Origin of the sequence: Pseudomonas sp. NPDC090233, from assembly GCF_044772285.1 — a bacterium.
Classification (GTDB): Bacteria; Pseudomonadota; Gammaproteobacteria; order Pseudomonadales; family Pseudomonadaceae; genus Aquipseudomonas.
The window spans coordinates 549,900-574,136 of record NZ_JBIVYQ010000004.1 but is presented as its reverse complement, the minus strand read 5'-3'; the positions used below and the strand labels follow the sequence as shown (position 1 = coordinate 574,136).

Below are 24,237 nucleotides of genomic sequence, written 5' to 3'. Positions count from 1 at the left end.
TTGGCTGTGGATCTACACCGGATCAGAAGTCCAGGTTCGATACCGACAGGGCATTGCTTTCGATGAACTCACGACGAGGCTCAACCGCATCACCCATCAGGGTGTTGAAGATCTGGTCGGCTGCAATCGCGTCCTCGATGGTGACCTTGAGCATGCGGCGCACAGTCGGATCCATGGTGGTTTCCCACAGCTGATCCGGGTTCATCTCACCCAGCCCTTTGTATCGCTGGATGGTGTGACGCTTGGTGGTCTCGTTCATCAGCCAGTCCAGGCCTTCCTTGAACTCGACAATCGCCTTGCGACGCTCACCACGCTGCACATAGGCACCTTCACCCAGCAGGCTGGACAGCTTGGCACCGATGTTGACCACGGTGCGGTAGTCGTTGCTGCCGAAGAAGTCGCGGTTGAAGGTGATGTAGCTGGCCAGGCCGTGGGAGGTGATTTCCACTTCCGGCAGCCAGACATTACGCTCCTTGTCCTCACGCAAGCTGGCCTTGTACACCAGGCCGGACTTCTGGCTGTTGTTCAGGCGTTCCTGGAACTTGCCCAACCAGCTTTCCATGACGGCGTGGTCGCCCAGTTGTTCAAGCGTGACTTCCGGCAGGTAGATGAAGTGCTCGGTCAGCTCTTCCGGGTACAAACGCGACAGGCGCTTGAGCGTCTTCATCACGCTGCGGAATTCGTTGACCAGGGCCTCCAGCTGTACACCGGAAACGGCTGGCGCCGATTCGTCGAGGTGCAGGCTGGCATCTTCGAGGGCCGACTGGGTCATGTACTCTTCCATGGCCTCGTCGTCCTTGATGTACTGCTCCTGCTTGCCTTTCTTAACCTTGTACAGCGGCGGCTGGGCAATGTAGATGTAGCCACGCTCGACCAGCTCAGGCAGCTGACGGAAGAAGAAGGTCAGCAGCAGGGTGCGGATGTGCGAACCGTCAACGTCAGCATCGGTCATGATGATGATGTTGTGATAACGCAGCTTGTCGATGTTGTACTCTTCGCGGCCGATGCCACAGCCCAGTGCGGTGATCAACGTGCCAACTTCCTGGGACGAGATCATCTTGTCGAAGCGAGCTTTCTCGACGTTGAGAATCTTGCCCTTCAGGGGCAGGATCGCCTGGGTGCGACGGTTACGGCCTTGCTTGGCCGAACCACCTGCGGAGTCACCCTCCACCAGGTACAGTTCGGAAAGGGCAGGGTCCTTCTCCTGGCAGTCCGCCAGTTTGCCCGGCAAGCCGGCGATGTCCAATGCGCCTTTACGGCGAGTCATCTCACGCGCCTTGCGCGCCGCTTCACGGGCGCGGGCGGCGTCGATCATCTTGCCGACCACGGCCTTGGCTTCGTTGGGGTTCTCCAACAGGAAGTCGGCGAAGTACTTGTTCATCTCCTGTTCCACGGCAGTTTTCACTTCCGAGGAGACCAGCTTGTCCTTGGTCTGCGAGCTGAACTTGGGGTCTGGCACCTTGACCGAGATGATCGCGGTCAGGCCTTCACGGGCGTCGTCACCGGTGGTGGCGACCTTGTTCTTCTTGGCCAGGCCTTCCTGCTCGATGTAGCTGTTCAAGCTGCGGGTCAGCGAGGAACGGAAGCCGACCAGGTGAGTACCACCGTCGCGCTGCGGAATGTTGTTGGTAAAGCACAGCAGGTTTTCGTTGAAGCTGTCGTTCCACTGCAAGGCGACTTCAACACCGACGCCGTCATCACGCTGCACGTTGAAGTGGAACACTTGCGAGTTGACTGGCGTCTTGTTGGTGTTCAGGTACTCAACGAAGGCACGCAGGCCGCCTTCATATTTAAAGAATTCTTCTTTGCCCGAGCGCTCGTCCTTCAGCAGGATGCCAACGCCAGAGTTGAGGAACGACAGTTCGCGAATACGCTTGGCCAGGATGTCCCAGCTGAAGTGGATATTCTTGAAGGTCTCAGCCGAAGGCTTGAAGTGAATGTGAGTACCGGTAGTTTCGCTTTCGCCCACAACAGCCATCGGCGCTTGTGGAACGCCGTGTACGTAGGTCTGTTCCCAGATCTTGCCGCTACGGCGAACGGTGAGTACCAGTTTCTCGGACAGGGCGTTAACTACCGAAACACCCACACCGTGCAGACCACCGGAAACTTTGTAGGAGTTGTCGTCGAACTTACCGCCGGCGTGCAGCACAGTCATGATGACTTCGGCTGCGGAAACGCCTTCTTCTTTATGCACGTCGACCGGAATGCCGCGACCGTTGTCGCGCACACTGATGGATTCGTCCGTGTGGATGATGACGGTGATGTCATCGCAATGCCCGGCGAGGGCTTCGTCGATCGAGTTGTCGACCACTTCGAAGACCATGTGGTGCAGGCCGCTACCGTCATCGGTGTCGCCAATGTACATGCCGGGACGCTTGCGCACGGCATCCAAACCTTTCAGCACCTTGATGCTGGAGGAATCGTACGTTTGATTTTCGCTCATGCCTTCACTCCCGATGGTCGTGGGTCTGGGTGATACAGCCCTGTTCCACGTGGAACAAAGCAACTGGCGTTTCCGTCTGCCAGCCTTCCCTCAGTAATTCTTGATCTACACAGGTGATAAATACCTGGCAGCGTAATTCTTCAAGCAAGCGGCACAGCGCGCGGCGATGTTTGTCGTCCAATTCCGACGGCAAATCATCCACGAGATAAATACAGTGACCGCGGCGAGCCTGGTTAACGAGGTGGCCTTGGGCAATGCGCAATGCACACACCACCAGCTTTTGCTGACCTCGCGACAGAATGTCGGCCGCGTTATTGGCAGCCAGACGAAGACGCAGATCAGCACGCTGCGGGCCGGCTTGGGTGTGGCCCATCTGCTGATCGCGAAGGAGAGAGGAGGCGAGTACTTCGTTGAGTTCCCGGTCCTTGTCCCAGCCTCGATAATAGCTAAGGGTCAACCCGTCCAGCTCGACCAGTTCGCTCAGGGTTTGCTCGAAGACGGGCTTCAAGGCCTTGATGTAGTTGCGACGGTATTCATCTATTTCCGCGCTGGCCAGGCACAATTCCCGGTCCCAGGCGGCTTGCGAAGCTGGGTCAAGTGTACCATGACGCAACCATGAGTTCCGCTGCCGCAACGCCTTCTGCAGCCGTTGCCATGCTGGCATGAAGCGGGGTTCCACGTGGAACACTCCCCAATCGAGGAACTGCCGCCGAATTTTTGGGGCACCTTCCAGCAGGCGGAAACTGTCGGGGTTGATCAATTGCAGTGGTAGCAGTTCTGCCAACTGCGCTGCGCTCTTGGCGTTCTGCCCGTCGATGCGAATGGTGAAATCGCCGGTCCGCTCTCGGGAAACACCCAGGTTGCTGGTGCCACCTTCAGCCAGCTGTACTTCGCCAAACACCGTGCATGCCGCTTGATCGTATTGAATGACCGGGTTCAACCGGGTACTGCGAAACGACCTGGCCAGGCCAAGCAGGTGCACGGCTTCAAGCACGCTGGTCTTGCCGCTGCCGTTGGCGCCGTAGAGGATGTTGATGCGGGGGGAGGGTGAGAGAGTCACCGGGTGCAGATTGCGCACCGCGGTGACCATGATCCGTCGAAGGGACATTTGGCCTGCTACGGTTACAGGCGCATCGGCATGACAACGTAGGACGAGTCGTCATTACCGGCTTCCTGCAGCAGCGCACTGCTGTTGGAGTCGGACAGAATCAGACGCACCTGCTCTGTAGTCATCACGCCCAAGACATCCAGCAAGTAACTGACGTTGAAGCCAATCTCCAGCGAGCTGCCCTCATAGTCCACGCCAATCTCTTCTTCCGCTTCTTCCTGCTCAGGGTTGTTCGCCTGAATCTTCAATTGACCGGCAGCCAGTTGCAGGCGGATACCGCGATACTTCTCGTTGGACAGAATCGCGGTGCGGCTGAACGCTTCGCGCAGCGCCTGACGATCACCGATCACCAGCTTGTCGCCACCCTTAGGCAGTACACGCTCGTAGTCGGGGAATTTACCGTCGACCAGTTTTGAGGTGAAGGTGAACTCGCCAGTTGTCGCGCGAATGTGATGCTGGCCCAGAACGATGCTTACCATACCTTCCGGATCGGTCAGCAGGCGCGCCAATTCGAGGATGCCCTTACGCGGCACGATAACCTGGTGACGCTCATCCTGCTCGATGGCTGCACTCATCGAGCACAGGGCCAGGCGGTGGCCATCGGTGGAAACTGCGCGCAGGGTATTGCGCGACACTTCCAGCAGCATGCCGTTGAGGTAGTAACGCACGTCCTGCTGGGCCATGGCGAAGCTGGTGCGCTCGATCAAGCGACGCAGTTTGCTCTGCTCCAGGTTGCAGGTCAGCGAACCCGGGCCTTCTTCCACAGTAGGGAAATCGTTGGCAGGCAGAGTCGACAGGGTGAAACGGCTACGGCCGGCTTTGACCAACAGCTTCTGCTCATCGACCTTGATATCGATCAGGACGTCGTTCGGCAGGCTCTTGCAGATGTCCATCAGCTTGCGCGCAGGAACAGTAATCTCGCCCGGCTCAGCTGGTTCTTCCAACTGCACGCGGCCTACCAGTTCGACTTCCAGGTCGGTACCGGTCAACGACAGCTGCTGGCCTTGCACGACCAGCAGTACGTTGGACAGGACCGGCAAGGTCTGACGGCGCTCGACGACACCGGCGACCAGTTGCAGGGGTTTCAACAGGGCTTCGCGTTGAATGGTGAAATGCATGGTCTAGTCCCTTGCCTTCAATTAACTGCGCTGGCGGCCATCAGGTGGTCAGTGTCCGCAGCAGGTTCTTGTAGTCCTCGCGGATGTCCGCGTCGGATTCCTTCAATTCGTTGATCTTGCGGCAGGCGTGCAGCACCGTGGTGTGGTCACGGCCGCCAAACATGTCGCCAATCTCGGGCAGACTATGGTTGGTCAGCTCTTTGGACAACGCCATGGCTACCTGGCGCGGACGCGCAACAGAGCGCGAACGTCGCTTGGACAACAGATCGGAGATCTTGATCTTGTAGTACTCAGCGACCGTGCGCTGAATGTTATCCACACTCACCAGCTTGTCCTGCAGCGCCAGCAGGTCTTTCAGCGATTCGCGAATCAGCTCGATGGTGATGTCGCGGCCCATGAAGTGCGAGTGCGCGATGACTCGCTTCAATGCACCTTCGAGTTCACGCACGTTGGAGCGAATCCGCTGGGCGATGAAGAACGCGGCATCGTGCGGTAGTTCGACCTTGGCCTGGTCGGCCTTCTTCATCAGGATCGCCACACGGGTTTCCAGCTCTGGCGGCTCCACCGCCACCGTCAAACCCCAGCCGAAACGCGACTTCAGGCGTTCTTCCAGGCCTTCGATTTCCTTCGGGTAGCGGTCGCTGGTGAGAATTACCTGTTGGCCACCTTCAAGCAGGGCGTTGAAGGTGTGGAAAAACTCTTCCTGCGAACGCTCCTTGCGGGCGAAGAACTGGATGTCATCGATCAGCAAGGCATCGACCGAACGGTAGAAGCGCTTGAATTCGTTGATAGCGTTGAGCTGCAGCGCCTTGACCATGTCCGCGACGAAGCGCTCGGAATGCAGATAAACGACCTTGGCATTCGGGTTCTTCTTCAGCAGGTGGTTACCTACAGCATGCATCAAGTGCGTCTTGCCCAGGCCCACGCCGCCATAGAGGAACAGCGGGTTGTAGCCGTGCTTGGGATTGTCGGCCACCTGCCAGGCAGCCGCCCGGGCCAATTGGTTCGACTTACCTTCAACGAATGTTTCAAAGGTAAAGGTGCGGTTCAGGTAGCTGGTGTGCTTGAGCGCACCCTCGACCTGAACATTGCGCTGTTCGGTACGGCCTGAAGCCACCGGTGCCGGTGCGCTGTCCGCCGGCGAATCGTAGCCGTCGTGCGAGGTAGTTTGCGCCATCTCGTTGATTTGTACCGCCTCGACTACCGGCGACGAGACCACATCTGCGACAGCCGAAACCTGCACGGGGGCTGGCTGCGCGTGATTCTGTGCGAGCGATGCGGCCATTGCTGCGCTGACCGGGGCATTCGGTGCAGCCCGTGGTGCAGAGCTGCGACGGCTGCCTATTAATAAGGAAAGGGCAGGCGCGATGCCGCTGCCGTGCTCACCCAACAGTTCGAGCAGACGGCCAAGGTACTTTTCATTCACCCAATCGAGAACGAATCGGTTAGGCGCATACACGCGCAACTCGTCGCCTTCGGCTTCGACCTGTAGCGGACGGATCCAGGTGTTGAATTGCTGGGCAGGCAGTTCATCGCGCAGAAGCTCCACGCACTGCTGCCAAAGTTCCACTGACACGGATATCCCCTGAGTTTGAAAGCCGGATGAGGCAAAAACAAACCGCCATTGTACCGGTCGAGCGATCAGTTATCCACATGTGGAAACATTTCTGCCCATGACAAAACAGCCATTTAGCGACCAAAAAGCCCCTCAGGTGGTGTGAATAAGCTCTGTGGATAACCGCGCATAAGGGCTATGCACAACCCTGGGTTGAGACCTGTTGATAACTCAGCTGTGGATAATCGGCCTTTTAATCCACAGGCTATATTCACGAACGGCACAAGCGCAGCACCGCTTGTGGACAAGGTTTCAAATCGCTGTACGCACCGTGGATAAAGGGCTGTGAGATGTTATCCACAGAAGGTTATCCACTTAAGAGTTATAAGTTCTTCAGAAAAGCTTTTTATATGTCTCTTCTTTTTTTTCATTTTGTCGTCCGTATGCCTGCACCATCAAGCTCCGCCCGTTCGAACGCCAGTGCACCTCCTCCAGGGACGCCATCCATAAGGAAAGGCTGGTTGGAAATTGACCTATCGGCTTGCTTTCTCTAGAATCGCCGATCTCTTAAAAAGGGGGCCATTCCGGCCCGTTGTCGACAAAACCAGGTAACAACGCCATGAAACGTACTTTCCAACCAAGCACCATCAAGCGCGCTCGCACCCACGGCTTCCGTGCCCGTATGGCTACCAAGAACGGCCGCGCTGTTCTGTCGCGTCGTCGTGCCAAAGGCCGTAAGCGTCTGGCCATTTGATTTTTCGGCACAGGTGGTGAGTCAGGACTTCAGTCGGGAAAAGCGACTGCTTACACCCCGGCACTTCAAAGCGGTCTTCGACTCCCCAACCGGCAAGGTTCCAGGGAAAAACCTGCTGATCCTTGCTCGCGAGAACGGACTCGATCATCCACGCCTCGGCTTGGTGATCGGCAAGAAGAGCGTCAAGCTCGCCGTTCAACGCAATCGCCTCAAGCGCTTGATGCGCGATTCCTTCCGTCTGAACCAGCAAATGCTCGCTGGCCTGGACATTGTGATCGTCGCGCGCAAGGGATTGGGTGAGATAGAAAACCCGGAATTGCACCAACATTTTGGCAAGCTCTGGAAACGCCTGGCACGCAGCCGGCCCACTCCAGCGGCAGATGCCAATTCCGCAGGGGTAGACAGTCAAAATGCGTAAACTGGCCCTCGTTCCGATCCAGTTTTACCGTTACGCCATCAGTCCCCTGATGGCCAACCACTGTCGTTTCTACCCCAGTTGCTCCTGTTATGCGTTGGAAGCCATCGAAACACATGGCCTCTTGCGTGGCGGGTGGCTAACCGTTCGTCGCCTGGGGCGTTGTCATCCGTGGAACGACGGCGGTTTCGATCCCGTTCCCCCCACGCCTTCCTCCCGAACTTCTTCGATAGCCGAGTAATCATGGATATTAAACGCACGATCCTGATCGCCGCGCTGGCAATCGTGTCCTACGTCATGGTCCTGAAGTGGAACGATGACTACGGCCAGGCTGCCCTGCCGACTCAGAATACTGCTGCCAGCACTGTTGCTCCGGGCCTGCCCGATGGCGTACCGGCCGCGAACAACGGCGCCAGCGCCGATGTACCTAGCGCCAACGCCGAGTCGAACGCTGCCGAACTGGCACCCGTTGCACTCAGCAAGGATCTGATCCGGGTCAAGACCGATGTCCTGGAACTGGCTATCGATCCAGTCGGTGGTGACATCGTCCAGCTGAATCTGCCGAAGTACCCGCGCCGTCAGGACCATCCGGACATTCCTTTCCAGCTGTTCGACAACGGTGGTGAGCGTGTTTACCTGGCCCAGAGCGGCCTGACCGGCGCCAACGGCCCGGATGCCCGTTCCACTGGTCGCCCGCTGTACGCCGCCGAGCAGAAGTCCTACCAGCTGGCCGATGGCCAGGAACAACTGGTCGTCGACCTGAAGTTCAGCGACAACGGTGTCAACTACATCAAGCGCTTCAGCTTCAAGCGCGGTGAGTACGACCTGACCGTCAGCTACCTGATCGACAACCAGAGCGCCCAAGCCTGGAGCGGCAACATGTTTGCCCAGCTCAAGCGTGACGCCAGCGGCGATCCGTCCTCGAGCACGGCTACCGGCACCGCCACTTACCTGGGCGCAGCCCTGTGGACAGCTGGTGAGCCGTACAAGAAAGTGTCGATGAAAGACATCGACAAGGGCAGTTTGAAAGAAAATGTGTCCGGCGGCTGGGTCGCCTGGCTGCAGCATTACTTCGTGACCGCCTGGATCCCTGCAAAATCGGACAACAACGTCGTCCAAACCCGCAAGGACAGCCAGGGCAACTACATCATCGGCTACACCGGCCCAGCCATCAGCGTGCCTGCTGGCGGCAAGGTCGAAACCAGCGCCATGCTGTACGCCGGTCCGAAAATTCAGTCCAAGCTCAAAGAGTTGTCCCCAGGCCTGGAACTGACTGTCGACTACGGCTTCCTGTGGTTCATTGCCCAGCCGATCTTCTGGCTGCTGCAACATATCCACAGCCTGCTGGGTAACTGGGGCTGGTCGATCATCGTCCTGACCATGCTCATCAAAGGCCTGTTCTTCCCGCTGTCGGCCGCCAGCTACCGCTCCATGGCGCGTATGCGTGCCGTTGCGCCGAAGCTTGCCGCACTGAAGGAACGCTTCGGTGACGATCGCCAGAAGATGTCCCAGGCAATGATGGAGCTGTACAAGAAAGAGAAGATCAACCCGCTGGGCGGCTGCCTGCCGATCCTGGTGCAGATGCCGGTGTTCCTGGCCCTGTACTGGGTACTGCTGGAAAGCGTGGAAATGCGCCAGGCCCCATGGATGCTGTGGATCACCGACCTGTCGATCAAGGATCCGTTCTTCATCCTGCCGATCATCATGGGCGCCACCATGTTCATCCAGCAGCGCCTGAACCCGACCCCACCGGATCCGATGCAGGCCAAGGTGATGAAAATGATGCCGATCATCTTCACCTTCTTCTTCCTGTGGTTCCCAGCTGGTCTGGTGCTGTACTGGGTTGTGAACAACTGCCTGTCGATTTCGCAGCAGTGGTACATCACCCGCAGTATCGAAGCAGCAACCAAAAAAGCTGCTGCTTGACGGGCTACTGCGCTAGCCTGTGAATAAAAACGCCCCCTCGGGGGCGTTTTTGCTATCTGTCGTTTTTGTCGTAGAGGCTTTCGAGCATGAACACTGTGCGTGAAACCATTGCCGCCATCGCCACCGCCCAGGGCCGCGGGGGTGTCGGCATCGTCAGGCTGTCCGGGCCACTGGCGGCCGAGGCTGGCCAGCTCATCACCGGCCGAACACTGACGCCGCGCCATGCCCATTACGGCCCGTTCCGCGACCAGGAAGGGCTGGTGCTGGATGAAGGCATCGCGCTGTTCTTCCCTGGGCCAAACTCGTTCACCGGCGAAGATGTGCTCGAGTTACAGGGGCATGGCGGCCCCGTGGTGCTGGACATGCTGCTGCAGCGCTGCGTGCAGGTCGGCTGTCGCCTGGCACGCCCGGGCGAATTCAGCGAGCGGGCATTTCTCAACGACAAGCTCGACCTGGCCCAGGCCGAAGCCATCGCCGACCTGATCGAGGCCAGCTCCAGCCAGGCCGCGCGCAATGCCTTGCGCTCGCTGCAGGGCGAATTCTCCAAACGTGTGCACTTCCTCACCGAAGCGTTGATTGCATTACGCATTTTCGTCGAGGCAGCCATCGACTTCCCGGAGGAAGAGATCGACTTCCTCAACGATGGCCATGTGTTGTCGATGCTCGATACTGTTCGTGCCGAGTTAGCCAATGTGCAGCGTGAAGCCGGTCAGGGTGCCTTGCTGCGCGACGGTATGACAGTGGTAATCGCCGGCAGACCGAATGCTGGTAAATCAAGCCTGCTGAATACGCTGGCGGGGCGTGAAGCGGCCATCGTCACCGATATCGCCGGCACCACGCGGGACATCCTGCGTGAACATATCCACATCGATGGCATGCCGCTGCATGTGGTCGATACCGCCGGTTTGCGCGATACCGACGACCATGTGGAAAAGATAGGTGTGGAACGTGCGCTCAAGGCCATTGGCGAAGCCGACCGGGTATTGCTGGTGGTCGACTCAACGGCGCCGGAGGCAAGCGACCCATTCGCCCTCTGGCCCGAGTTTCTCGACCAACGGCCGGACGCGGCCAAGGTCACGCTGATTCGCAACAAAGCCGATCTCAGCGGCGAGCAAGTTGCGCTGGAGCAGTGTGATGACGGTCATGTGACGATCACCCTGAGCGCCAAGGGCGACGATCAGGGCCTGCAGCTGCTGCGGGATCATCTCAAGGCCTGCATGGGTTATGAACAGACCGCCGAAAGCGGTTTCAGCGCCCGTAGACGCCATCTGGATGCCCTGCGCCAGGCTAGCACGCACCTGGAGCACGGTCGCGCGCAATTGACCCTGGCAGGTGCCGGCGAGCTGTTGGCCGAGGACCTGCGTCAGGCGCAGCAGGCATTGGGTGAGATCACCGGAGCCTTCAGCTCCGATGACCTGTTGGGACGAATCTTCTCCAGTTTCTGCATCGGCAAGTAGCCTTTACGGTAAACCATCCACAGCCGCTCCCTTTGGGGGCGGCTTTTTTTTGCCTGAAATTTGAGTGGCCGCCGTAAAACTGCTCTCAGGAGCCCTGTGGAAAACTCGCCATAGGCTCCGTTGATAACCGTGCTTTTTTTCTGAGGACAAACCGGCCTGTGGGTAAACAGGCATTTCATCCACAGGCTAAATGGCGTTATCCAGAGCCCTCGTGGTACTCCAGACACAGGGTTTAATTTTTCTCTACACAGCGCCAATAGAGGGATACAGAACCTTATCCACAGAAGAAGGTGTGCATAAGAATAAACATAAAAACAAAGCTTTTTTAAATTTCTTCTCTCTGATTTCTGTTGTCAGCCACTCATCCACAGCCTGGTCAAAATTTGCGCAAAAGGTTTCTTTAGAGTGGGTGAAGTCCCTATACTTGTCGGCTTACCTTCTCTATTCGCAAAAACAGGCACGAGGTGCGTGGTGGATTTCCCTTCCCGTTTTGAAGTGATCGTCATCGGCGGCGGCCATGCCGGTACCGAGGCTGCGCTTGCGTCTGCACGCATGGGTGTGAAAACCCTGCTGCTGACCCACAACGTGGAAACCCTCGGTCACATGAGTTGCAACCCCGCCATCGGCGGCATCGGCAAAAGCCATCTGGTCAAAGAGATCGATGCGCTCGGCGGTGCGATGGCACTGGCCACCGACAAGAGCGGCATCCAGTTCCGCGTGTTGAACAACCGCAAGGGCCCGGCCGTACGCGCCACCCGTGCGCAGGCAGACCGCGCCATCTACAAGGCAGTGGTGCGCGAAATCCTGGAAAACCAGCCCAACCTGTGGATATTCCAGCAGTCCTGCGATGACCTGATCGTCGAGCAGGACCAGGTCAAAGGCGTGGTTACGCAAATGGGTCTGCGCTTTTTCGCCGATTCCGTTGTGCTGACCACCGGTACGTTCCTCGGTGGCCTTATCCACATCGGCCTGCAGAATCATTCCGGCGGTCGTGCCGGTGATCCGCCATCGATTGCCCTGGCCCACCGCATGCGTGAACTGCCGCTGCGCGTCGGCCGCCTGAAAACCGGTACTCCGCCACGTATCGACGGGCGTTCGGTGGACTTTTCGGTGATGACCGAACAACCAGGCGACACACCGATCCCAGTGATGTCGTTCATGGGCAACGCGGCAATGCATCCGCGTCAGGTCAGCTGCTGGATCACCCACACCAACGCGCGCACCCACGAGATCATTGCCTCCAACCTCGACCGTTCGCCGATGTACTCGGGCGTGATCGAAGGTGTCGGCCCGCGCTACTGCCCGTCGATCGAAGACAAGATCCATCGCTTCGCCGACAAGGGAAGCCACCAGGTGTTCATCGAGCCAGAAGGCCTGAATACCCACGAGCTGTACCCCAACGGCATTTCCACCTCGCTGCCGTTCGACGTGCAGCTGGAACTGGTGCGCTCGATCCGCGGCATGGAAAACGCCCACATCGTGCGCCCGGGCTATGCCATCGAGTATGACTACTTCGATCCGCGCGACCTCAAGTACAGCCTCGAGACCAAAGTCATCGACGGCCTGTTCTTCGCCGGCCAGATCAACGGCACCACCGGCTACGAAGAAGCCGGCGCCCAGGGCCTGCTGGCCGGGACCAACGCCGCGCTGCGCGCGCAGGGCCGCGAAAGCTGGTGCCCGCGCCGTGATGAGGCGTACATCGGAGTTCTGGTCGACGACCTGATCACCCTGGGTACCCAGGAGCCGTACCGCATGTTCACTTCGCGCGCCGAATACCGTTTGATCCTGCGCGAAGACAACGCCGACCTGCGTCTGACCGAAAAAGGCCGCGAGCTAGGCCTGATCGACGATGAGCGCTGGGCCGCGTTCTGCGCCAAGCGCGACGGTATCGAGCGTGAAGAACAACGCCTGAAGTCGACCTGGGTTCGTCCGAACACTCCTCAAGGCCAAGCCGTTGTGGATAAGTTCGGTACACCGCTCAGCCACGAATACAGCCTGCTCAATCTGCTGGCACGTCCGGAAATCGATTACGCCGGGCTGATCGAGGCGACAGGCGGGGAAGAAATCGATCCACAGGTCGCCGAGCAGGTCGAAATCAAGACCAAGTACGCCGGTTACATCGACCGTCAGCAGGATGAGATCGCTCGCCTGCGTGCCAGCGAAGACACCCGCTTGCCTGTGGATATCGACTACACGACGATTTCCGGCCTGTCCAAGGAGATCCAGGGCAAGCTCGGCCAGACCCGCCCGGAAACCCTGGGCCAGGCTTCGCGCATCCCAGGCGTGACGCCAGCGGCGATTTCCCTGTTGCTGATTCATCTGAAAAAACGCGGCGCTGGCCGCGAATTGGAGCAAAGCGCTTGAGTTCCCTGGTCACCCCGCAACACGCAGAAGAGTTGTCCACAGGTGCGCGTCAGCTCGGTGTCGAGCTGACCGCCGAGCAGCACGAACGGCTGCTGGGTTACCTGGCCCTGTTGATCAAATGGAACAAAGCCTACAACCTGACCGCCGTGCGCGACCCGGACGAGATGGTTTCGCGCCATCTGCTCGACAGCCTCAGCGTCATGGAATTTATCCACAGCGAGCATGACAGCTGGCTGGATGTCGGCAGCGGTGGTGGCATGCCAGGCATTCCCTTGGCTATCCTGCATCCGCACAAGCAGGTGACAGTGCTGGACGCCAACGGCAAGAAGACGCGCTTCCTGACCCAGGTGAAAATGGAGCTGAAACTGGACAACCTCACGGTTATCCACAGCCGCGTCGAAGCCTTCCAGCCAGCGCAGCCGTTCAGCGGCATCATCTCCCGCGCCTTCAGCAGCATGGAGAACTTCACCAACTGGACCCGCCACTTGGGCGACACCGGGACGCAATGGCTTGCAATGAAGGGGCTGCATCCTGCCGATGAACTGGTAGCATTGCCCGCAGACTTCACAGTGGAAAGCGAGCAGGCCCTGACCGTTCCGGGTTGCCAGGGCCAGCGCCATCTGCTGATACTGCGCCGCAAGGCATGACTGGGAACACACGCAACAATGGCTAAGGTATTCGCAATCGCGAACCAGAAAGGTGGCGTGGGTAAAACCACCACCTGTATCAATCTCGCCGCATCGCTGGCCGCGACCAAGCGTCGTGTGCTGCTGATCGACCTCGATCCGCAGGGCAACGCCACCATGGGCAGCGGTGTCGACAAACATGAACTCGAACATTCGGTCTATGACCTGCTGATCGGGGAATGCGACCTTGCCCAGGCCATGCACTACTCCGAGCACGGCGGCTTCCAGCTGCTGCCGGCCAACCGCGACCTGACCGCCGCGGAAGTGGTGCTGCTGGAAATGCAGGTCAAGGAGAGCCGCCTGCGCAATGCCCTGGCGCCGATCCGCGACAACTACGACTACATTCTCATCGACTGCCCACCGTCGCTGTCGATGCTGACGCTCAACGCGCTGGTTGCCTCCGATGGCGTGATCATCCCGATGCAGTGCGAGTACTACGCGCTGGAAGGTCTCAGCGACCTTGTGGATAACATCAAGCGCATTGCCGCTCGTCTGAATCCCGAGTTGAAGATCGAAGGCCTGCTGCGGACCATGTACGACCCGCGCCTGAGCCTGAACAACGATGTTTCGGCGCAGCTCAAGGAACATTTCGGCGAGCAGCTGTACGACACGGTGATTCCGCGCAACATCCGCCTGGCCGAGGCGCCGAGCTTCGGCATGCCGGCGCTGGCGTACGACAAGCAATCGCGTGGCGCGCTCGCCTACCTGGCCCTGGCCGGGGAACTGGTTCGCCGTCAGCGCCGTCCATCACGCACTGCACAAACAACTTAAGGAATCCGTATGGCCGTCAAGAAACGGGGTCTCGGACGTGGGTTGGATGCACTGCTCAGTGGTCCTTCCGTCAGCGCGCTCGAAGAGCAGGCTGTGAAGATCGACCAGAAAGAACTGCAACACCTGCCGGTCGAGCTGATCCAGCGTGGTAAATACCAACCGCGCCGCGACATGGATCCAGAAGCGCTGGAAGAACTCGCGCACTCGATCCGCACCCACGGCGTGATGCAACCGATCGTGGTCCGCCCGATCGATGGCAACCGCTACGAGATCATTGCCGGTGAGCGCCGTTGGCGCGCCACCCAGCAGGCAGGCCTGGACACTGTGCCGGCGATGGTCCGTGAAGTGCCGGACGAAGCCGCCATCGCCATGGCGCTGATCGAGAACATCCAGCGCGAGGACCTCAACCCGCTGGAAGAGGCCTTGGCCCTGCAGCGCCTGCAGCAGGAATTCGAGCTGACCCAGCAACAGGTGGCCGACGCTGTAGGCAAGTCGCGGGTGACCGTGGCCAACCTGCTGCGCCTGATCTCGCTGCCTGAAGCAATCAAGACCATGCTCGCCCACGGCGATCTGGAAATGGGCCACGCCCGTGCTTTGCTCGGCCTGGAAGAAAATCGCCAGGAAGAAGGGGCGCGTCATGTTGTCGCACGCGGCCTCACCGTGCGCCAAACCGAGGCACTGGTGCGCCAGTGGCTCAGTGGCAAACCTGATCCGGTCGAACCGAGCAAACCTGATCCGGATATCGAGCGCCTTGAACAGCGGCTCGCAGAGCGCCTGGGCTCCCCGGTGCAGATACGCCACGGCAACAAGGGTAAAGGCCAGTTGGTTATTCGCTATAACTCGCTTGACGAGTTGCAAGGTGTGCTTGCTCACATCCGCTGAAACAATTCCCGTTGTAGCGCGCAGTCGGAAATCACTACCGAAGAGTTGAATAGGGGTTAATCCACCCCTATACTCTGCGCGCATTTTGTCGGCACAAATTATGCCAAGTCGATACTGACTTGTTGGTCGACTTCCGAGGAGCAGTTTTGATGGAAATCCGCACGCCAAACCGCCTGCCTTTCCATCGCTGGGCAGTTTTTCCGGTACTGTTGGCTCAATTTGTCGTACTGCTGCTGGCAACATTGGTGTTGTGGCAGTGGAAAGGTGCGGTCAGTGGATATTCAGGTCTCTGCGGAGGTTTGATTGCCTGGCTGCCCAATATGTATTTCGCCTGGAAGGCTTTTCGCTTCAGCGGAGCCCGGGCGGCGCAAGCCATCGTCAAGTCGTTCTACGCAGGCGAGGCTGGCAAGATGATTTTGACGGCAGTGCTGTTTGCACTGACCTTTGCAGGAGTGAAGCCATTGGCGCCGTTGGCAGTATTCGGCGTCTTCGTGCTGACCCTTATGGTCAGCTGGTTTGCGCCCCTGCTGATGAATAAAAGACATTCGAGACCTTAGGGCGTTTGAGGCAACCATGGCAGAAGAAACCGCTTCGGGTTATATCCAGCACCACTTGCAGAACCTGACCTATGGTCAATTACCAGACGGCAGCTGGGGCTTTGCCCATTCGGCTGCAGAAGCCAAGGCAATGGGCTTCTGGGCGTTCCACGTGGACACCCTGGGTTGGTCCGTCGCGCTGGGTCTGATCTTCCTGTTGATCTTCCGCATGGCGGCGAAGAAGGCGACTTCCGGCCAGCCTGGCGGCCTGCAGAACTTCGTCGAAGTGATGGTCGATTTCGTCAACGGCAGCGTGAAGGACTCCTTCCACGGCCGCAGCCCGGTGATCGCTCCGCTGGCGCTGACCATCTTCGTCTGGGTCTTCCTGATGAACGCCGTCGACCTGGTACCGGTCGACTGGATTCCTCAGCTGGCCATCCTGATCTCCGGTGACCCGCACATTCCGTTCCGCGCCGTGTCGACCACCGACCCGAACGCGACCCTGGCCATGGCCTTCTGCGTGTTCGCCCTGATCATCTTCTACAGCATCAAGGTCAAGGGCCTGGGCGGCTTCATCGGTGAGCTGACCCTGCACCCGTTCGGCAGCAAGAACATCTTCGTGCAGATCCTGCTGATCCCGGTGAACTTCCTGCTGGAATTCGTCACCCTGATCGCCAAGCCGATCTCGCTGGCACTGCGTCTGTTCGGCAACATGTACGCCGGCGAGCTGGTGTTCATCCTGATCGCCGTCATGTTCGGCTCCGGCCTGCTGTGGCTCAGCGGCCTGGGTGTGGTGCTGCAATGGGCGTGGGCTGTGTTCCACATCCTGATCATCACCCTGCAAGCTTTCATCTTCATGATGCTGACCATCGTCTACCTGTCGATGGCTCACGAAGATAACCATTAAGACCGCCTGGCGTGTCTGATAGCCTTCCCCGCTCGTTTGGGGGGAGGGCTTAAAAAGTCCGCAAGGGCAGCTGTTCCAAACGATTTGTTTTACCGCTTCAAACTAAAAACCTAACCAATACGACGTAAAAGTCGGGAGGAAAGATGGAAACTGTAGTTGGTCTGACCGCTATCGCTGTTGCTCTGCTGATCGGCCTGGGTGCTCTGGGTACCGCCATTGGTTTCGGCCTGCTGGGCGGCAAATTCCTGGAAGGTGCTGCTCGTCAGCCTGAGATGGTTCCGATGCTGCAGGTGAAAATGTTCATCGTTGCCGGTCTGCTCGACGCCGTAACCATGATCGGTGTTGGTATCGCTCTGTTCTTCACCTTCGCGAATCCGTTCGTTGGTCAGATCGCCGGCTAATCACTCGTCACCACGAGTTGATGGCTGTATGAATTAAGACCGAGCGAGGTGTTGGCGTGAACATTAATGCAACCCTGATTGGCCAATCCGTTGCTTTTCTGATTTTTGTACTCTTCTGCATGAAGTACGTATGGCCTCCGGTCATCACTGCTCTGCAAGAGCGCCAAAAGAAGATTGCCGACGGCTTGGACGCTGCCAACCGCGCAGCTCGCGACCTGGAGCTGGCCCAAGAGAAAGCGGGTCAGCAACTGCGTGAAGCTAAAGCACAGGCAGCCGAAATCATTGAGCAAAGCAAGAAACGCGCTGCTCAGCTTGTCGATGAAGCCCGTGAACAGGCCCGCGTCGAAGCTGACCGTGTGAAGGCTCAGGCTCTGGCCGAGATCGAACAGGAACTGAACAGCGCTAAAGACGCCCTGCGTGCCCAAGTGGGTGCCCTGGCCGTTGGCGGTGCTGAAAAGATCCTTGGCGCCACAATCGATCAAAACGCGCATGCGGAGCTGGTTAACAAACTGGCCGCTGAAATTTAAGCGAGGGCGATCATGGCAGAACTGACCACGTTGGCCCGACCTTACGCTAAGGCTGCCTTTGAGCATGCCCAGGCCCATCAGCAACTGGCCAATTGGTCAGCCATGCTCGGCCTGGCTGCTGCGGTGTCGCAAGACGACACCATGCAGCGCCTGCTCAAGGCCCCGCGACTGACGAGCGCAGAAAAGGCCGCCACGTTCATTGACGTGTGCGGTGACAAGTTCAATGCACAGGCACAGAATTTCATTCATGTTGCCGCGGAAAACGACCGTCTCCTGCTGTTGCCGGAGATTGCCGCTCTGTTCGACCTGTACAAGGCCGAGCAAGAGAAATCCGTGGACGTGGAAGTCACCAGTGCTTTTGCGTTGAACCAAGAACAGCAAGACAAACTCGCCAAGGTTCTCAGTGCACGGTTAGGCCAGGAAGTGCGCCTGCACGCGTCGGAGGATGCCAGCCTGATAGGTGGTGTCGTCATCCGCGCTGGTGACCTGGTAATCGATGGCTCTGTTCGCGGCAAAATCGCGAAACTGGCCGAAGCATTGAAATCTTGAGTTTGAAGGGGCAGCAGAGCAATGCAGCAACTCAATCCTTCCGAAATTAGTGAAATCATCAAGGGCCGCATCGACAACCTCGATGTGAGCTCCCAAGCCCGTAACGAAGGTACCGTTGTTTCGGTATCCGACGGTATCGTGCGGATCCACGGTCTGGCCGACGTCATGTACGGCGAAATGATCGAGTTCCCTGGCGGCGTCTACGGCATGGCCCTGAACCTGGAGCAAGACTCCGTAGGTGCAGTGATCCTGGGTGCCTATGACACCCTCGCCGAAGGCATGAGCGCCAAGTGCACCGGCCGCATCCTGGAAGTTCCGGTTGGTAAGGAACTGCTGGGCCGCGTCGTCGACGCCCTGGGCAACCCGATCGACGGCAAAGGTCCTCTGGGCAACACCCAGACCGACGCGGTCGAGAAAGTTGCTCCAGGCGTGATCTGGCGTAAGTCGGTAGACCAGCCTGTACAGACTGGCTACAAGTCCGTCGACGCCATGATCCCTGTCGGCCGTGGCCAGCGTGAGCTGATCATCGGTGACCGTCAGATCGGCAAGACCGCCATGGCCATCGACGCCATCATCAACCAGAAAGACTCCGGTATTTTCTGTGTTTATGTTGCTGTCGGCCAGAAGCGTTCCACCGTTGCCAACATCGTTCGCAAGCTGGAAGAAAACGGCGCCCTGGCCAACACCATCGTGGTGGTTGCCAGTGCTTCGGAATCCGCCGCACTGCAATTCCTGGCGCCATACGCCGGTTGCACCATGGGCGAGTTCTTCCGTGACCGCGGTGAAGACGCACTGATCGTTTACGATGACCTGTCCAAGCAGGCCGTTGCCTACCGTCAGATCTCCCTGCTGCTGCGCCGTCCACCAGGACGTGAAGCGTACCCAGGCGACGTGTTCTATCTCCACTCCCGTCTGCTGGAGCGTGCATCGCGCGTTTCCGAAGAGTACGTCGAGAAGTTCACCAACGGTGCTGTAACTGGCAAAACCGGTTCCCTGACCGCGCTGCCGATCATCGAAACCCAGGCTGGCGACGTTTCCGCGTTCGTTCCGACCAACGTGATCTCGATCACCGACGGTCAGATCTTCCTGGAATCGGCCATGTTCAACTCGGGCATCCGCCCTGCAGTGAACGCCGGTGTTTCGGTATCCCGCGTAGGTGGTGCCGCTCAGACCAAGATCATCAAGAAGCTGTCCGGTGGTATTCGTACCGCTCTGGCTCAGTACCGTGAACTGGCTGCATTCGCCCAGTTCGCTTCCGATCTGGACGAAGCGACCCGCAAGCAGCTGGAGCATGGTCAGCGCGTAACCGAGCTGATGAAGCAGAAGCAGTACGCGCCGATGTCCATCGCGGACATGGCTCTGTCGCTGTACGCCGCTGAGCGTGGTTTCCTGACTGACGTGGAAGTCTCCAAGGTCGGCAGCTTCGAACAAGCGCTGATCGCCTACTTCAACCGTGATCACGCCGAATTGCTGGCGAAGATCAACGTGAAGGGTGACTTCAACGACGAAATCGACGCTGGCCTGAAAGCCGGTATCGAGAAGTTCAAGGCCACCCAGACCTGGTAAGCCGCAGCGGGGGCCCTGGCCCCCGCTTGCTAACCTGATAGGTGATACATGGCAGGCGCAAAAGAGATTCGCAGTAAGATTGCGAGCATCAAAAGCACGCAAAAAATTACCAGCGCCATGGAGAAAGTGGCGGTCAGCAAGATGCGCAGAGCACAAATGCGCATGGCTGCTAGCCGTCCTTACGCGGAGCGTATCCGCCAGGTGATCGGTCATCTGGCCAACGCCAACCCGGAATACCGCCACCCGTTCATGATCGAGCGCCCTGTAAAGCGCGCCGGTTATATCGTGGTGAGCAGTGACCGTGGTCTGTGCGGTGGTTTGAATACCAACCTGTTCAAGGCCCTGGTCAAGGACATGAGCGCAAACCGCGAACAGGGCGTGGAAATCGACCTGTGCGTGATCGGCAGCAAGGGTGCGACTTTCTTCCGCATCTTTGGCGGCAACGTCGTAGCCGCGATCAGCCACTTGGGCGAAGAGCCATCGATCAACGATTTGATCGGCTCCGTCAAAGTGATGCTGGACGCCTACCTGGACGGCCGTATCGATCGCCTTTCGGTGGTTTCGAACAAGTTCATCAACACCATGACCCAACAACCGACGGTCGAGCAATTGGTACCGTTGGTGGCAACCCCGGATCAGGATCTCAAGCATCACTGGGACTACCTGTACGAACCCGACGCAAAAGAGCTGCTGGACGGCTTGATGGTGCGTTACGTGGAGTCGCAGGTGTACCAGGCGGTGGTCGAGAACAACGCTGCTGAACAAGCGGCCCGGATGATCGCCATGAAGAACGCCACAGACAACGCCGGTGATTTGATCAAAGAGCTTCAGTTGATCTACAACAAGGCGCGTCAGGCTGCGATCACCCAGGAGATCTCGGAAATCGTCGGCGGCGCTGCCGCGGTTTAACGGTTCAAAAATTCAGAGGATCCAGCTATGAGTAGCGGACGTATCGTTCAAATCATCGGCGCCGTCATCGACGTGGAATTCCCACGTGACGTCGTGCCGAGTGTATACAACGCGCTGAAAGTACAAGGCGCGGAAACCACTCTGGAAGTTCAGCAGCAGCTGGGCGACGGCGTGGTTCGTACCATTGCGATGGGCTCGACCGAAGGCCTGAAGCGCGGTCTGGATGTTGTCGACACCGGTGCTGCCATTTCCGTTCCTGTTGGTAAGGCCACTCTGGGCCGTATCATGGACGTACTGGGCAACCCGATCGACGAAGCCGGCCCGATCGGTGAAGAAGAGCGTCGCGGTATCCACCAGCCAGCGCCTTCGTTCGCTGACCAGGCAGGCGGCAACGACCTGCTGGAAACCGGCATCAAGGTTATCGACCTGGTTTGCCCGTTCGCCAAGGGTGGTAAGGTTGGTCTGTTCGGTGGTGCCGGTGTCGGCAAGACCGTAAACATGATGGAACTGATCCGTAACATCGCCATGGAACACAGCGGTTACTCCGTGTTCGCTGGTGTGGGTGAGCGTACTCGTGAGGGTAACGACTTCTACCACGAGATGAAGGACTCCAACGTTCTCGACAAAGTAGCGCTGGTCTACGGTCAGATGAACGAGCCACCAGGAAACCGTCTGCGCGTAGCGCTGACTGGCCTGACCATGGCTGAGAAGTTCCGTGACGAAGGTAACGACGTTCTGCTGTTCGTCGACAACATCTATCGTTACACCCTGGCCGGTACCGAAGTATCCGCACTGCTGGGCCGTATGCCTTCGGCGGTAGGTTACCAGCCGACCCTGGCTGAAGAGATGGGCGTTCTGCAAGAGCGCATCACCTCCACCAAGGAAGGTTCGATCACCTCCGTTCAGGCCGTATACGTACCTGCGGACGACTTGACCGACCCGTCGCCAGCGACCACCTTCGCCCACTTGGACGCCACCGTCGTTCTGTCCCGTGACATCGCCTCCCTGGGTATCTACCCAGCGGTCGACCCACTGGACTCGACTTCGCGCCAGCTGGACCCGAACGTGATCGGCAACGAGCACTACGAGACCGCTCGTGGCGTTCAGTATGTTCTGCAGCGCTACAAAGAGCTGAAGGACATCATCGCGATCCTGGGTATGGACGAACTGTCCGAAAGCGACAAGCAACTGGTAGCCCGCGCTCGTAAGATCCAGCGCTTCCTGTCGCAGCCGTTCTTCGTGGCCGAAGTCTTCACCGGTTCGCCAGGCAAGTACGTTTCCCTGAAAGACACCATCGCTGGCTTCAGCGGCATCCTCAAAGGTGACTACGACCACCTGCCAGAACAAGCGTTCTACATGGTCGGCAGCATCGACGAAGCGATCGAGAAAGCCAAGAAACTGTAATTCCTGCGCCCCGCAAGGGGCGCTATCAGGTTGAGGCAAGCAGATGGCTATGACAGTCCATTGCGATATCGTCAGCGCGGAAGGAGAAATTTTCTCCGGTCTGGTCGAGATGGTGGTTGCGCACGGTAACTTGGGTGATCTTGGTATCGCTCCAGGCCACGCGCCGCTGATCACCAATCTGAAGCCAGGTCCGATCACGCTGACCAAGCAGGGTGGCGCACAAGAGGTGTTCTACATCTCTGGTGGTTTCCTCGAGGTTCAGCCGAACATGGTCAAGGTGCTTGCCGATACCGTGCAACGTGCTGCAGACCTGGATGAAGCGCAGGCTCAGGAAGCCCTCAAGGCTGCTGAGAACGCCCTGAATCTGAAAGGCGCGGACTTCGATTACGGCGCCGCCGCCGCACGTCTGGCCGAGGCCGCAGCTCAGCTGCGTACCGTCCAGCAAATGCGCAAAGGCAAGTAATCGGCCCCGGCTGATCACTGCTGTTGCGATTGAGAAAAAGGGTAGCCTCGGCTACCCTTTTTCTTTTTCAAATTTCCCCTCGGTCATTTCACTGACCGCCCAGGATTGGTAGCCAGTCAATGTCGCTCGATATCGTAATTCTTGCCGCCGGCCAAGGTACCCGCATGCGCTCGGCGCTGCCTAAGGTGCTGCACCCGGTGGCCGGCAACTCCATGCTCGGTCATGTTATCCACAGTGCTCGCCAGCTCAAGCCGCAAGGTATTCATGTGGTGATCGGCCATGGTGCGGAGCAGGTTCGCGAGCGCCTGGCGGCTGATGACCTGAATTTCGTCCTGCAGGATAAGCAGCTGGGGACTGGCCATGCGGTTGCCCAGGCGCTGCCGGCTATCACCGCCGACACCGTGCTGGTGCTGTATGGCGATGTACCGCTGATCGAAGTGGAAACCCTGCAGCGCTTGCTGACCAAGGTCAGCGAACAACAACTGGGCTTGCTCACCGTGACCCTGCAAGACCCGACCGGCTACGGGCGCATCGTGCGTGACGCCGATGGCAAGGTGACAGCGATCGTCGAGCACAAAGACGCCAGCGAAGCGCAGAAGGCGATCAAGGAAGGTAACACCGGTATTCTGGCGCTTCCCGCCGCGCGTCTGGCCGATTGGATGGGGCGGTTGTCCAACAACAACGCCCAGGGTGAGTACTATCTGACTGATGTCATCGCCATGGCTGTAGCCGATGGTCTGGTGGTCGCCACCGAGCAACCGCACGATCCGATGGAAGTGCAGGGCGCCAACGACCGTCGCCAGTTGTCCGAACTCGAACGCCATTACCAATTGCGCGAAGGCCGTCGCCTGATGGCCCAGGGTGTCACCCTTCGTGACCCGGCGCGTTTCGACGTGCGCGGTGAGGTAACCGTTGGTCGTGACGTACTGATCGATATCAACGTGATCCTCGAAGGTAAGGTGGTCATCGAAGACGACGTACAGATTGGCCCGAACTGCGTCATCAAGGACAGCACACTGCGCAAGGGTGTAGTGATCAAGGCCAACAGCCATATCGAAGGCGCGGTGATGGGCGAGGGCAGCGATGCCGGTCCGTTTGCCCGCCTGCGCCCGGGCAGCGTGCTCGATGCCAAGGCCCATGTGGGTAACTTCGTCGAACTGAAGAACGCTCATCTGGGCGAAGGCGCCAAGGCCGGTCACCTGACCTACCTGGGCGACGCCGAGATCGGCGCCCGCACCAACATCGGTGCTGGCACCATCACCTGCAACTACGATGGCGCGAACAAGTTCAAGACCGTGATGGGCGAAGACGTGTTCATCGGCTCGAACAACTCGCTGGTGGCGCCTGTGGAAATCAAGGCCGGTGCCACGACGGCTGCTGGTTCCACCATTACCCAGGTGGTCGATGCGGGTGATCTGGCCGTAGCGCGAGCCCGCCAACGCAACATTTCGGGCTGGAAGAGGCCCGAGAAGATCAAGAAGAGCTGAGTTATACAC

23 protein-coding genes are annotated in these 24,237 nt (G+C 58.7%); 19 read left to right on the top strand and 4 right to left on the bottom strand.

Annotated elements, in window-relative coordinates; translation table 11 throughout:
- Positions 1-22 precede the first annotated feature (22 nt).
- The 4 genes from gyrB to dnaA are packed head-to-tail and all read right to left on the bottom strand — an operon-like array spanning position 23 to position 6,245.
- Entirely contained in the window at positions 23-2,443 is a 2,421-nt protein-coding gene (gyrB, locus tag ACIQUF_RS13975; RefSeq protein WP_403132286.1) for a DNA topoisomerase (ATP-hydrolyzing) subunit B, read from the bottom strand.
- Between the two features lie 4 nt (positions 2,444-2,447).
- The gene (gene recF, locus ACIQUF_RS13970; RefSeq protein ID WP_403132283.1) at positions 2,448-3,551 is read right to left on the bottom strand and encodes a DNA replication/repair protein RecF; all 1,104 of its coding nucleotides are present in this window, start codon (positions 3,549-3,551) and stop codon (positions 2,448-2,450) included.
- 14 nt (positions 3,552-3,565) lie between these two features.
- Positions 3,566-4,669: a DNA polymerase III subunit beta gene (dnaN, locus tag ACIQUF_RS13965; RefSeq protein ID WP_403132280.1), complete on the bottom strand. Its 1,104-nt coding sequence runs from the start codon at positions 4,667-4,669 to the stop codon at positions 3,566-3,568.
- Between the two features lie 40 nt (positions 4,670-4,709).
- Complete coding sequence (gene dnaA / locus ACIQUF_RS13960) at positions 4,710-6,245, bottom strand: chromosomal replication initiator protein DnaA (RefSeq protein WP_403132278.1); 1,536 nt, start codon at positions 6,243-6,245, stop codon at positions 4,710-4,712.
- A gap of 598 nt (positions 6,246-6,843) precedes the next feature.
- Between dnaA and rpmH the strand changes: the two genes are divergently transcribed.
- The 19 genes from rpmH (at position 6,844) to glmU (ending at position 24,228) form a co-directional block, all read left to right on the top strand.
- Positions 6,844-6,978: a 50S ribosomal protein L34 gene (gene rpmH / locus ACIQUF_RS13955; RefSeq protein WP_003253163.1), complete on the top strand. Its 135-nt coding sequence runs from the start codon at positions 6,844-6,846 to the stop codon at positions 6,976-6,978.
- A 13-nt stretch (positions 6,979-6,991) separates the two neighbouring features.
- The gene (gene rnpA / locus ACIQUF_RS13950) at positions 6,992-7,396 is read left to right on the top strand and encodes a ribonuclease P protein component (RefSeq protein ID WP_403132525.1); all 405 of its coding nucleotides are present in this window, start codon (positions 6,992-6,994) and stop codon (positions 7,394-7,396) included.
- The gene (gene yidD, locus ACIQUF_RS13945; protein WP_400804301.1) at positions 7,389-7,634 is read left to right on the top strand and encodes a membrane protein insertion efficiency factor YidD; all 246 of its coding nucleotides are present in this window, start codon (positions 7,389-7,391) and stop codon (positions 7,632-7,634) included. Before rnpA ends, yidD begins: the two co-directional genes overlap by 8 nt.
- A gap of 2 nt (positions 7,635-7,636) precedes the next feature.
- Positions 7,637-9,319: a membrane protein insertase YidC gene (yidC, locus tag ACIQUF_RS13940; protein WP_403132275.1), complete on the top strand. Its 1,683-nt coding sequence runs from the start codon at positions 7,637-7,639 to the stop codon at positions 9,317-9,319.
- Positions 9,320-9,405: 86 nt separating this feature from the next.
- Positions 9,406-10,776, top strand: coding sequence for a tRNA uridine-5-carboxymethylaminomethyl(34) synthesis GTPase MnmE (gene mnmE / locus ACIQUF_RS13935; RefSeq protein WP_403132273.1), 1,371 nt, complete (start codon positions 9,406-9,408; stop codon positions 10,774-10,776).
- Positions 10,777-11,247: 471 nt separating this feature from the next.
- The gene (mnmG, locus tag ACIQUF_RS13930) at positions 11,248-13,140 is read left to right on the top strand and encodes a tRNA uridine-5-carboxymethylaminomethyl(34) synthesis enzyme MnmG (protein ID WP_403132270.1); all 1,893 of its coding nucleotides are present in this window, start codon (positions 11,248-11,250) and stop codon (positions 13,138-13,140) included.
- Positions 13,137-13,787 (top strand): 16S rRNA (guanine(527)-N(7))-methyltransferase RsmG, encoded by a 651-nt coding sequence (rsmG, locus tag ACIQUF_RS13925; RefSeq protein ID WP_403132267.1) that lies wholly within the window; start codon positions 13,137-13,139, stop codon positions 13,785-13,787. The genes mnmG and rsmG overlap by 4 nt, the downstream gene beginning before the upstream one ends.
- Positions 13,788-13,805: 18 nt before the next feature.
- The gene (locus ACIQUF_RS13920) at positions 13,806-14,597 is read left to right on the top strand and encodes a ParA family protein (protein WP_400804311.1); all 792 of its coding nucleotides are present in this window, start codon (positions 13,806-13,808) and stop codon (positions 14,595-14,597) included.
- Positions 14,598-14,606: 9 nt separating this feature from the next.
- On the top strand, positions 14,607-15,479 hold the full coding sequence (locus ACIQUF_RS13915; RefSeq protein WP_403132265.1) for a ParB/RepB/Spo0J family partition protein: 873 nt from the start codon (positions 14,607-14,609) through the stop codon (positions 15,477-15,479).
- 149 nt (positions 15,480-15,628) lie between these two features.
- Positions 15,629-16,036: a F0F1 ATP synthase subunit I gene (locus ACIQUF_RS13910; RefSeq protein WP_400804314.1), complete on the top strand. Its 408-nt coding sequence runs from the start codon at positions 15,629-15,631 to the stop codon at positions 16,034-16,036.
- A 16-nt stretch (positions 16,037-16,052) separates the two neighbouring features.
- Entirely contained in the window at positions 16,053-16,922 is an 870-nt protein-coding gene (gene atpB / locus ACIQUF_RS13905; protein WP_400804317.1) for a F0F1 ATP synthase subunit A, read from the top strand.
- Positions 16,923-17,065: 143 nt separating this feature from the next.
- Entirely contained in the window at positions 17,066-17,323 is a 258-nt protein-coding gene (atpE, locus tag ACIQUF_RS13900; RefSeq protein WP_003097235.1) for a F0F1 ATP synthase subunit C, read from the top strand.
- Positions 17,324-17,379: 56 nt separating this feature from the next.
- Positions 17,380-17,850 (top strand): F0F1 ATP synthase subunit B, encoded by a 471-nt coding sequence (locus ACIQUF_RS13895; RefSeq protein ID WP_010955888.1) that lies wholly within the window; start codon positions 17,380-17,382, stop codon positions 17,848-17,850.
- 12 nt (positions 17,851-17,862) lie between these two features.
- Positions 17,863-18,399: a F0F1 ATP synthase subunit delta gene (locus tag ACIQUF_RS13890; protein WP_003253191.1), complete on the top strand. Its 537-nt coding sequence runs from the start codon at positions 17,863-17,865 to the stop codon at positions 18,397-18,399.
- Between the two features lie 21 nt (positions 18,400-18,420).
- Complete coding sequence (gene atpA / locus ACIQUF_RS13885) at positions 18,421-19,965, top strand: F0F1 ATP synthase subunit alpha (RefSeq protein ID WP_400804319.1); 1,545 nt, start codon at positions 18,421-18,423, stop codon at positions 19,963-19,965.
- Between the two features lie 48 nt (positions 19,966-20,013).
- Positions 20,014-20,874 (top strand): F0F1 ATP synthase subunit gamma, encoded by an 861-nt coding sequence (atpG, locus tag ACIQUF_RS13880; RefSeq protein WP_400804321.1) that lies wholly within the window; start codon positions 20,014-20,016, stop codon positions 20,872-20,874.
- Positions 20,875-20,901: 27 nt separating this feature from the next.
- The gene (atpD, locus tag ACIQUF_RS13875; protein ID WP_009684662.1) at positions 20,902-22,278 is read left to right on the top strand and encodes a F0F1 ATP synthase subunit beta; all 1,377 of its coding nucleotides are present in this window, start codon (positions 20,902-20,904) and stop codon (positions 22,276-22,278) included.
- 43 nt (positions 22,279-22,321) lie between these two features.
- A complete protein-coding gene (locus ACIQUF_RS13870) occupies positions 22,322-22,741 on the top strand; it encodes a F0F1 ATP synthase subunit epsilon (protein ID WP_016489909.1) in 420 nt (139 codons plus the stop codon).
- A 119-nt stretch (positions 22,742-22,860) separates the two neighbouring features.
- Positions 22,861-24,228, top strand: a complete 1,368-nt coding sequence (gene glmU, locus ACIQUF_RS13865; RefSeq protein ID WP_403132260.1) for a bifunctional UDP-N-acetylglucosamine diphosphorylase/glucosamine-1-phosphate N-acetyltransferase GlmU — start codon at positions 22,861-22,863, stop codon at positions 24,226-24,228.
- Positions 24,229-24,237: the final 9 nt, after the last annotated feature.

Bases quoted from the DNA above. Each gene is read 5' to 3' on its own strand.
- dnaN (WP_403132280.1), bottom strand. From the start codon at position 4,669: ATGCATTTCACCATTCAACGCGAAGCCCTGTTGAAACCCCTGCAACTG.
- glmU (WP_403132260.1), top strand. From the start codon at position 22,861: ATGTCGCTCGATATCGTAATTCTTGCCGCCGGCCAAGGTACCCGCATG.
- mnmE (WP_403132273.1), top strand. From the start codon at position 9,406: ATGAACACTGTGCGTGAAACCATTGCCGCCATCGCCACCGCCCAGGGC.
- atpE (WP_003097235.1), top strand. From the start codon at position 17,066: ATGGAAACTGTAGTTGGTCTGACCGCTATCGCTGTTGCTCTGCTGATC.
- gyrB (WP_403132286.1), bottom strand. From the start codon at position 2,443: ATGAGCGAAAATCAAACGTACGATTCCTCCAGCATCAAGGTGCTGAAA.
- ACIQUF_RS13870 (WP_016489909.1), top strand. From the start codon at position 22,322: ATGGCTATGACAGTCCATTGCGATATCGTCAGCGCGGAAGGAGAAATT.
- atpA (WP_400804319.1), top strand. From the start codon at position 18,421: ATGCAGCAACTCAATCCTTCCGAAATTAGTGAAATCATCAAGGGCCGC.
- ACIQUF_RS13910 (WP_400804314.1), top strand. From the start codon at position 15,629: ATGGAAATCCGCACGCCAAACCGCCTGCCTTTCCATCGCTGGGCAGTT.
- rpmH (WP_003253163.1), top strand. From the start codon at position 6,844: ATGAAACGTACTTTCCAACCAAGCACCATCAAGCGCGCTCGCACCCAC.
- atpD (WP_009684662.1), top strand. From the start codon at position 20,902: ATGAGTAGCGGACGTATCGTTCAAATCATCGGCGCCGTCATCGACGTG.
- yidD (WP_400804301.1), top strand. From the start codon at position 7,389: ATGCGTAAACTGGCCCTCGTTCCGATCCAGTTTTACCGTTACGCCATC.
- atpG (WP_400804321.1), top strand. From the start codon at position 20,014: ATGGCAGGCGCAAAAGAGATTCGCAGTAAGATTGCGAGCATCAAAAGC.
- recF (WP_403132283.1), bottom strand. From the start codon at position 3,551: ATGTCCCTTCGACGGATCATGGTCACCGCGGTGCGCAATCTGCACCCG.
- atpB (WP_400804317.1), top strand. From the start codon at position 16,053: ATGGCAGAAGAAACCGCTTCGGGTTATATCCAGCACCACTTGCAGAAC.
- ACIQUF_RS13920 (WP_400804311.1), top strand. From the start codon at position 13,806: ATGGCTAAGGTATTCGCAATCGCGAACCAGAAAGGTGGCGTGGGTAAA.
- ACIQUF_RS13890 (WP_003253191.1), top strand. From the start codon at position 17,863: ATGGCAGAACTGACCACGTTGGCCCGACCTTACGCTAAGGCTGCCTTT.
- yidC (WP_403132275.1), top strand. From the start codon at position 7,637: ATGGATATTAAACGCACGATCCTGATCGCCGCGCTGGCAATCGTGTCC.
- ACIQUF_RS13915 (WP_403132265.1), top strand. From the start codon at position 14,607: ATGGCCGTCAAGAAACGGGGTCTCGGACGTGGGTTGGATGCACTGCTC.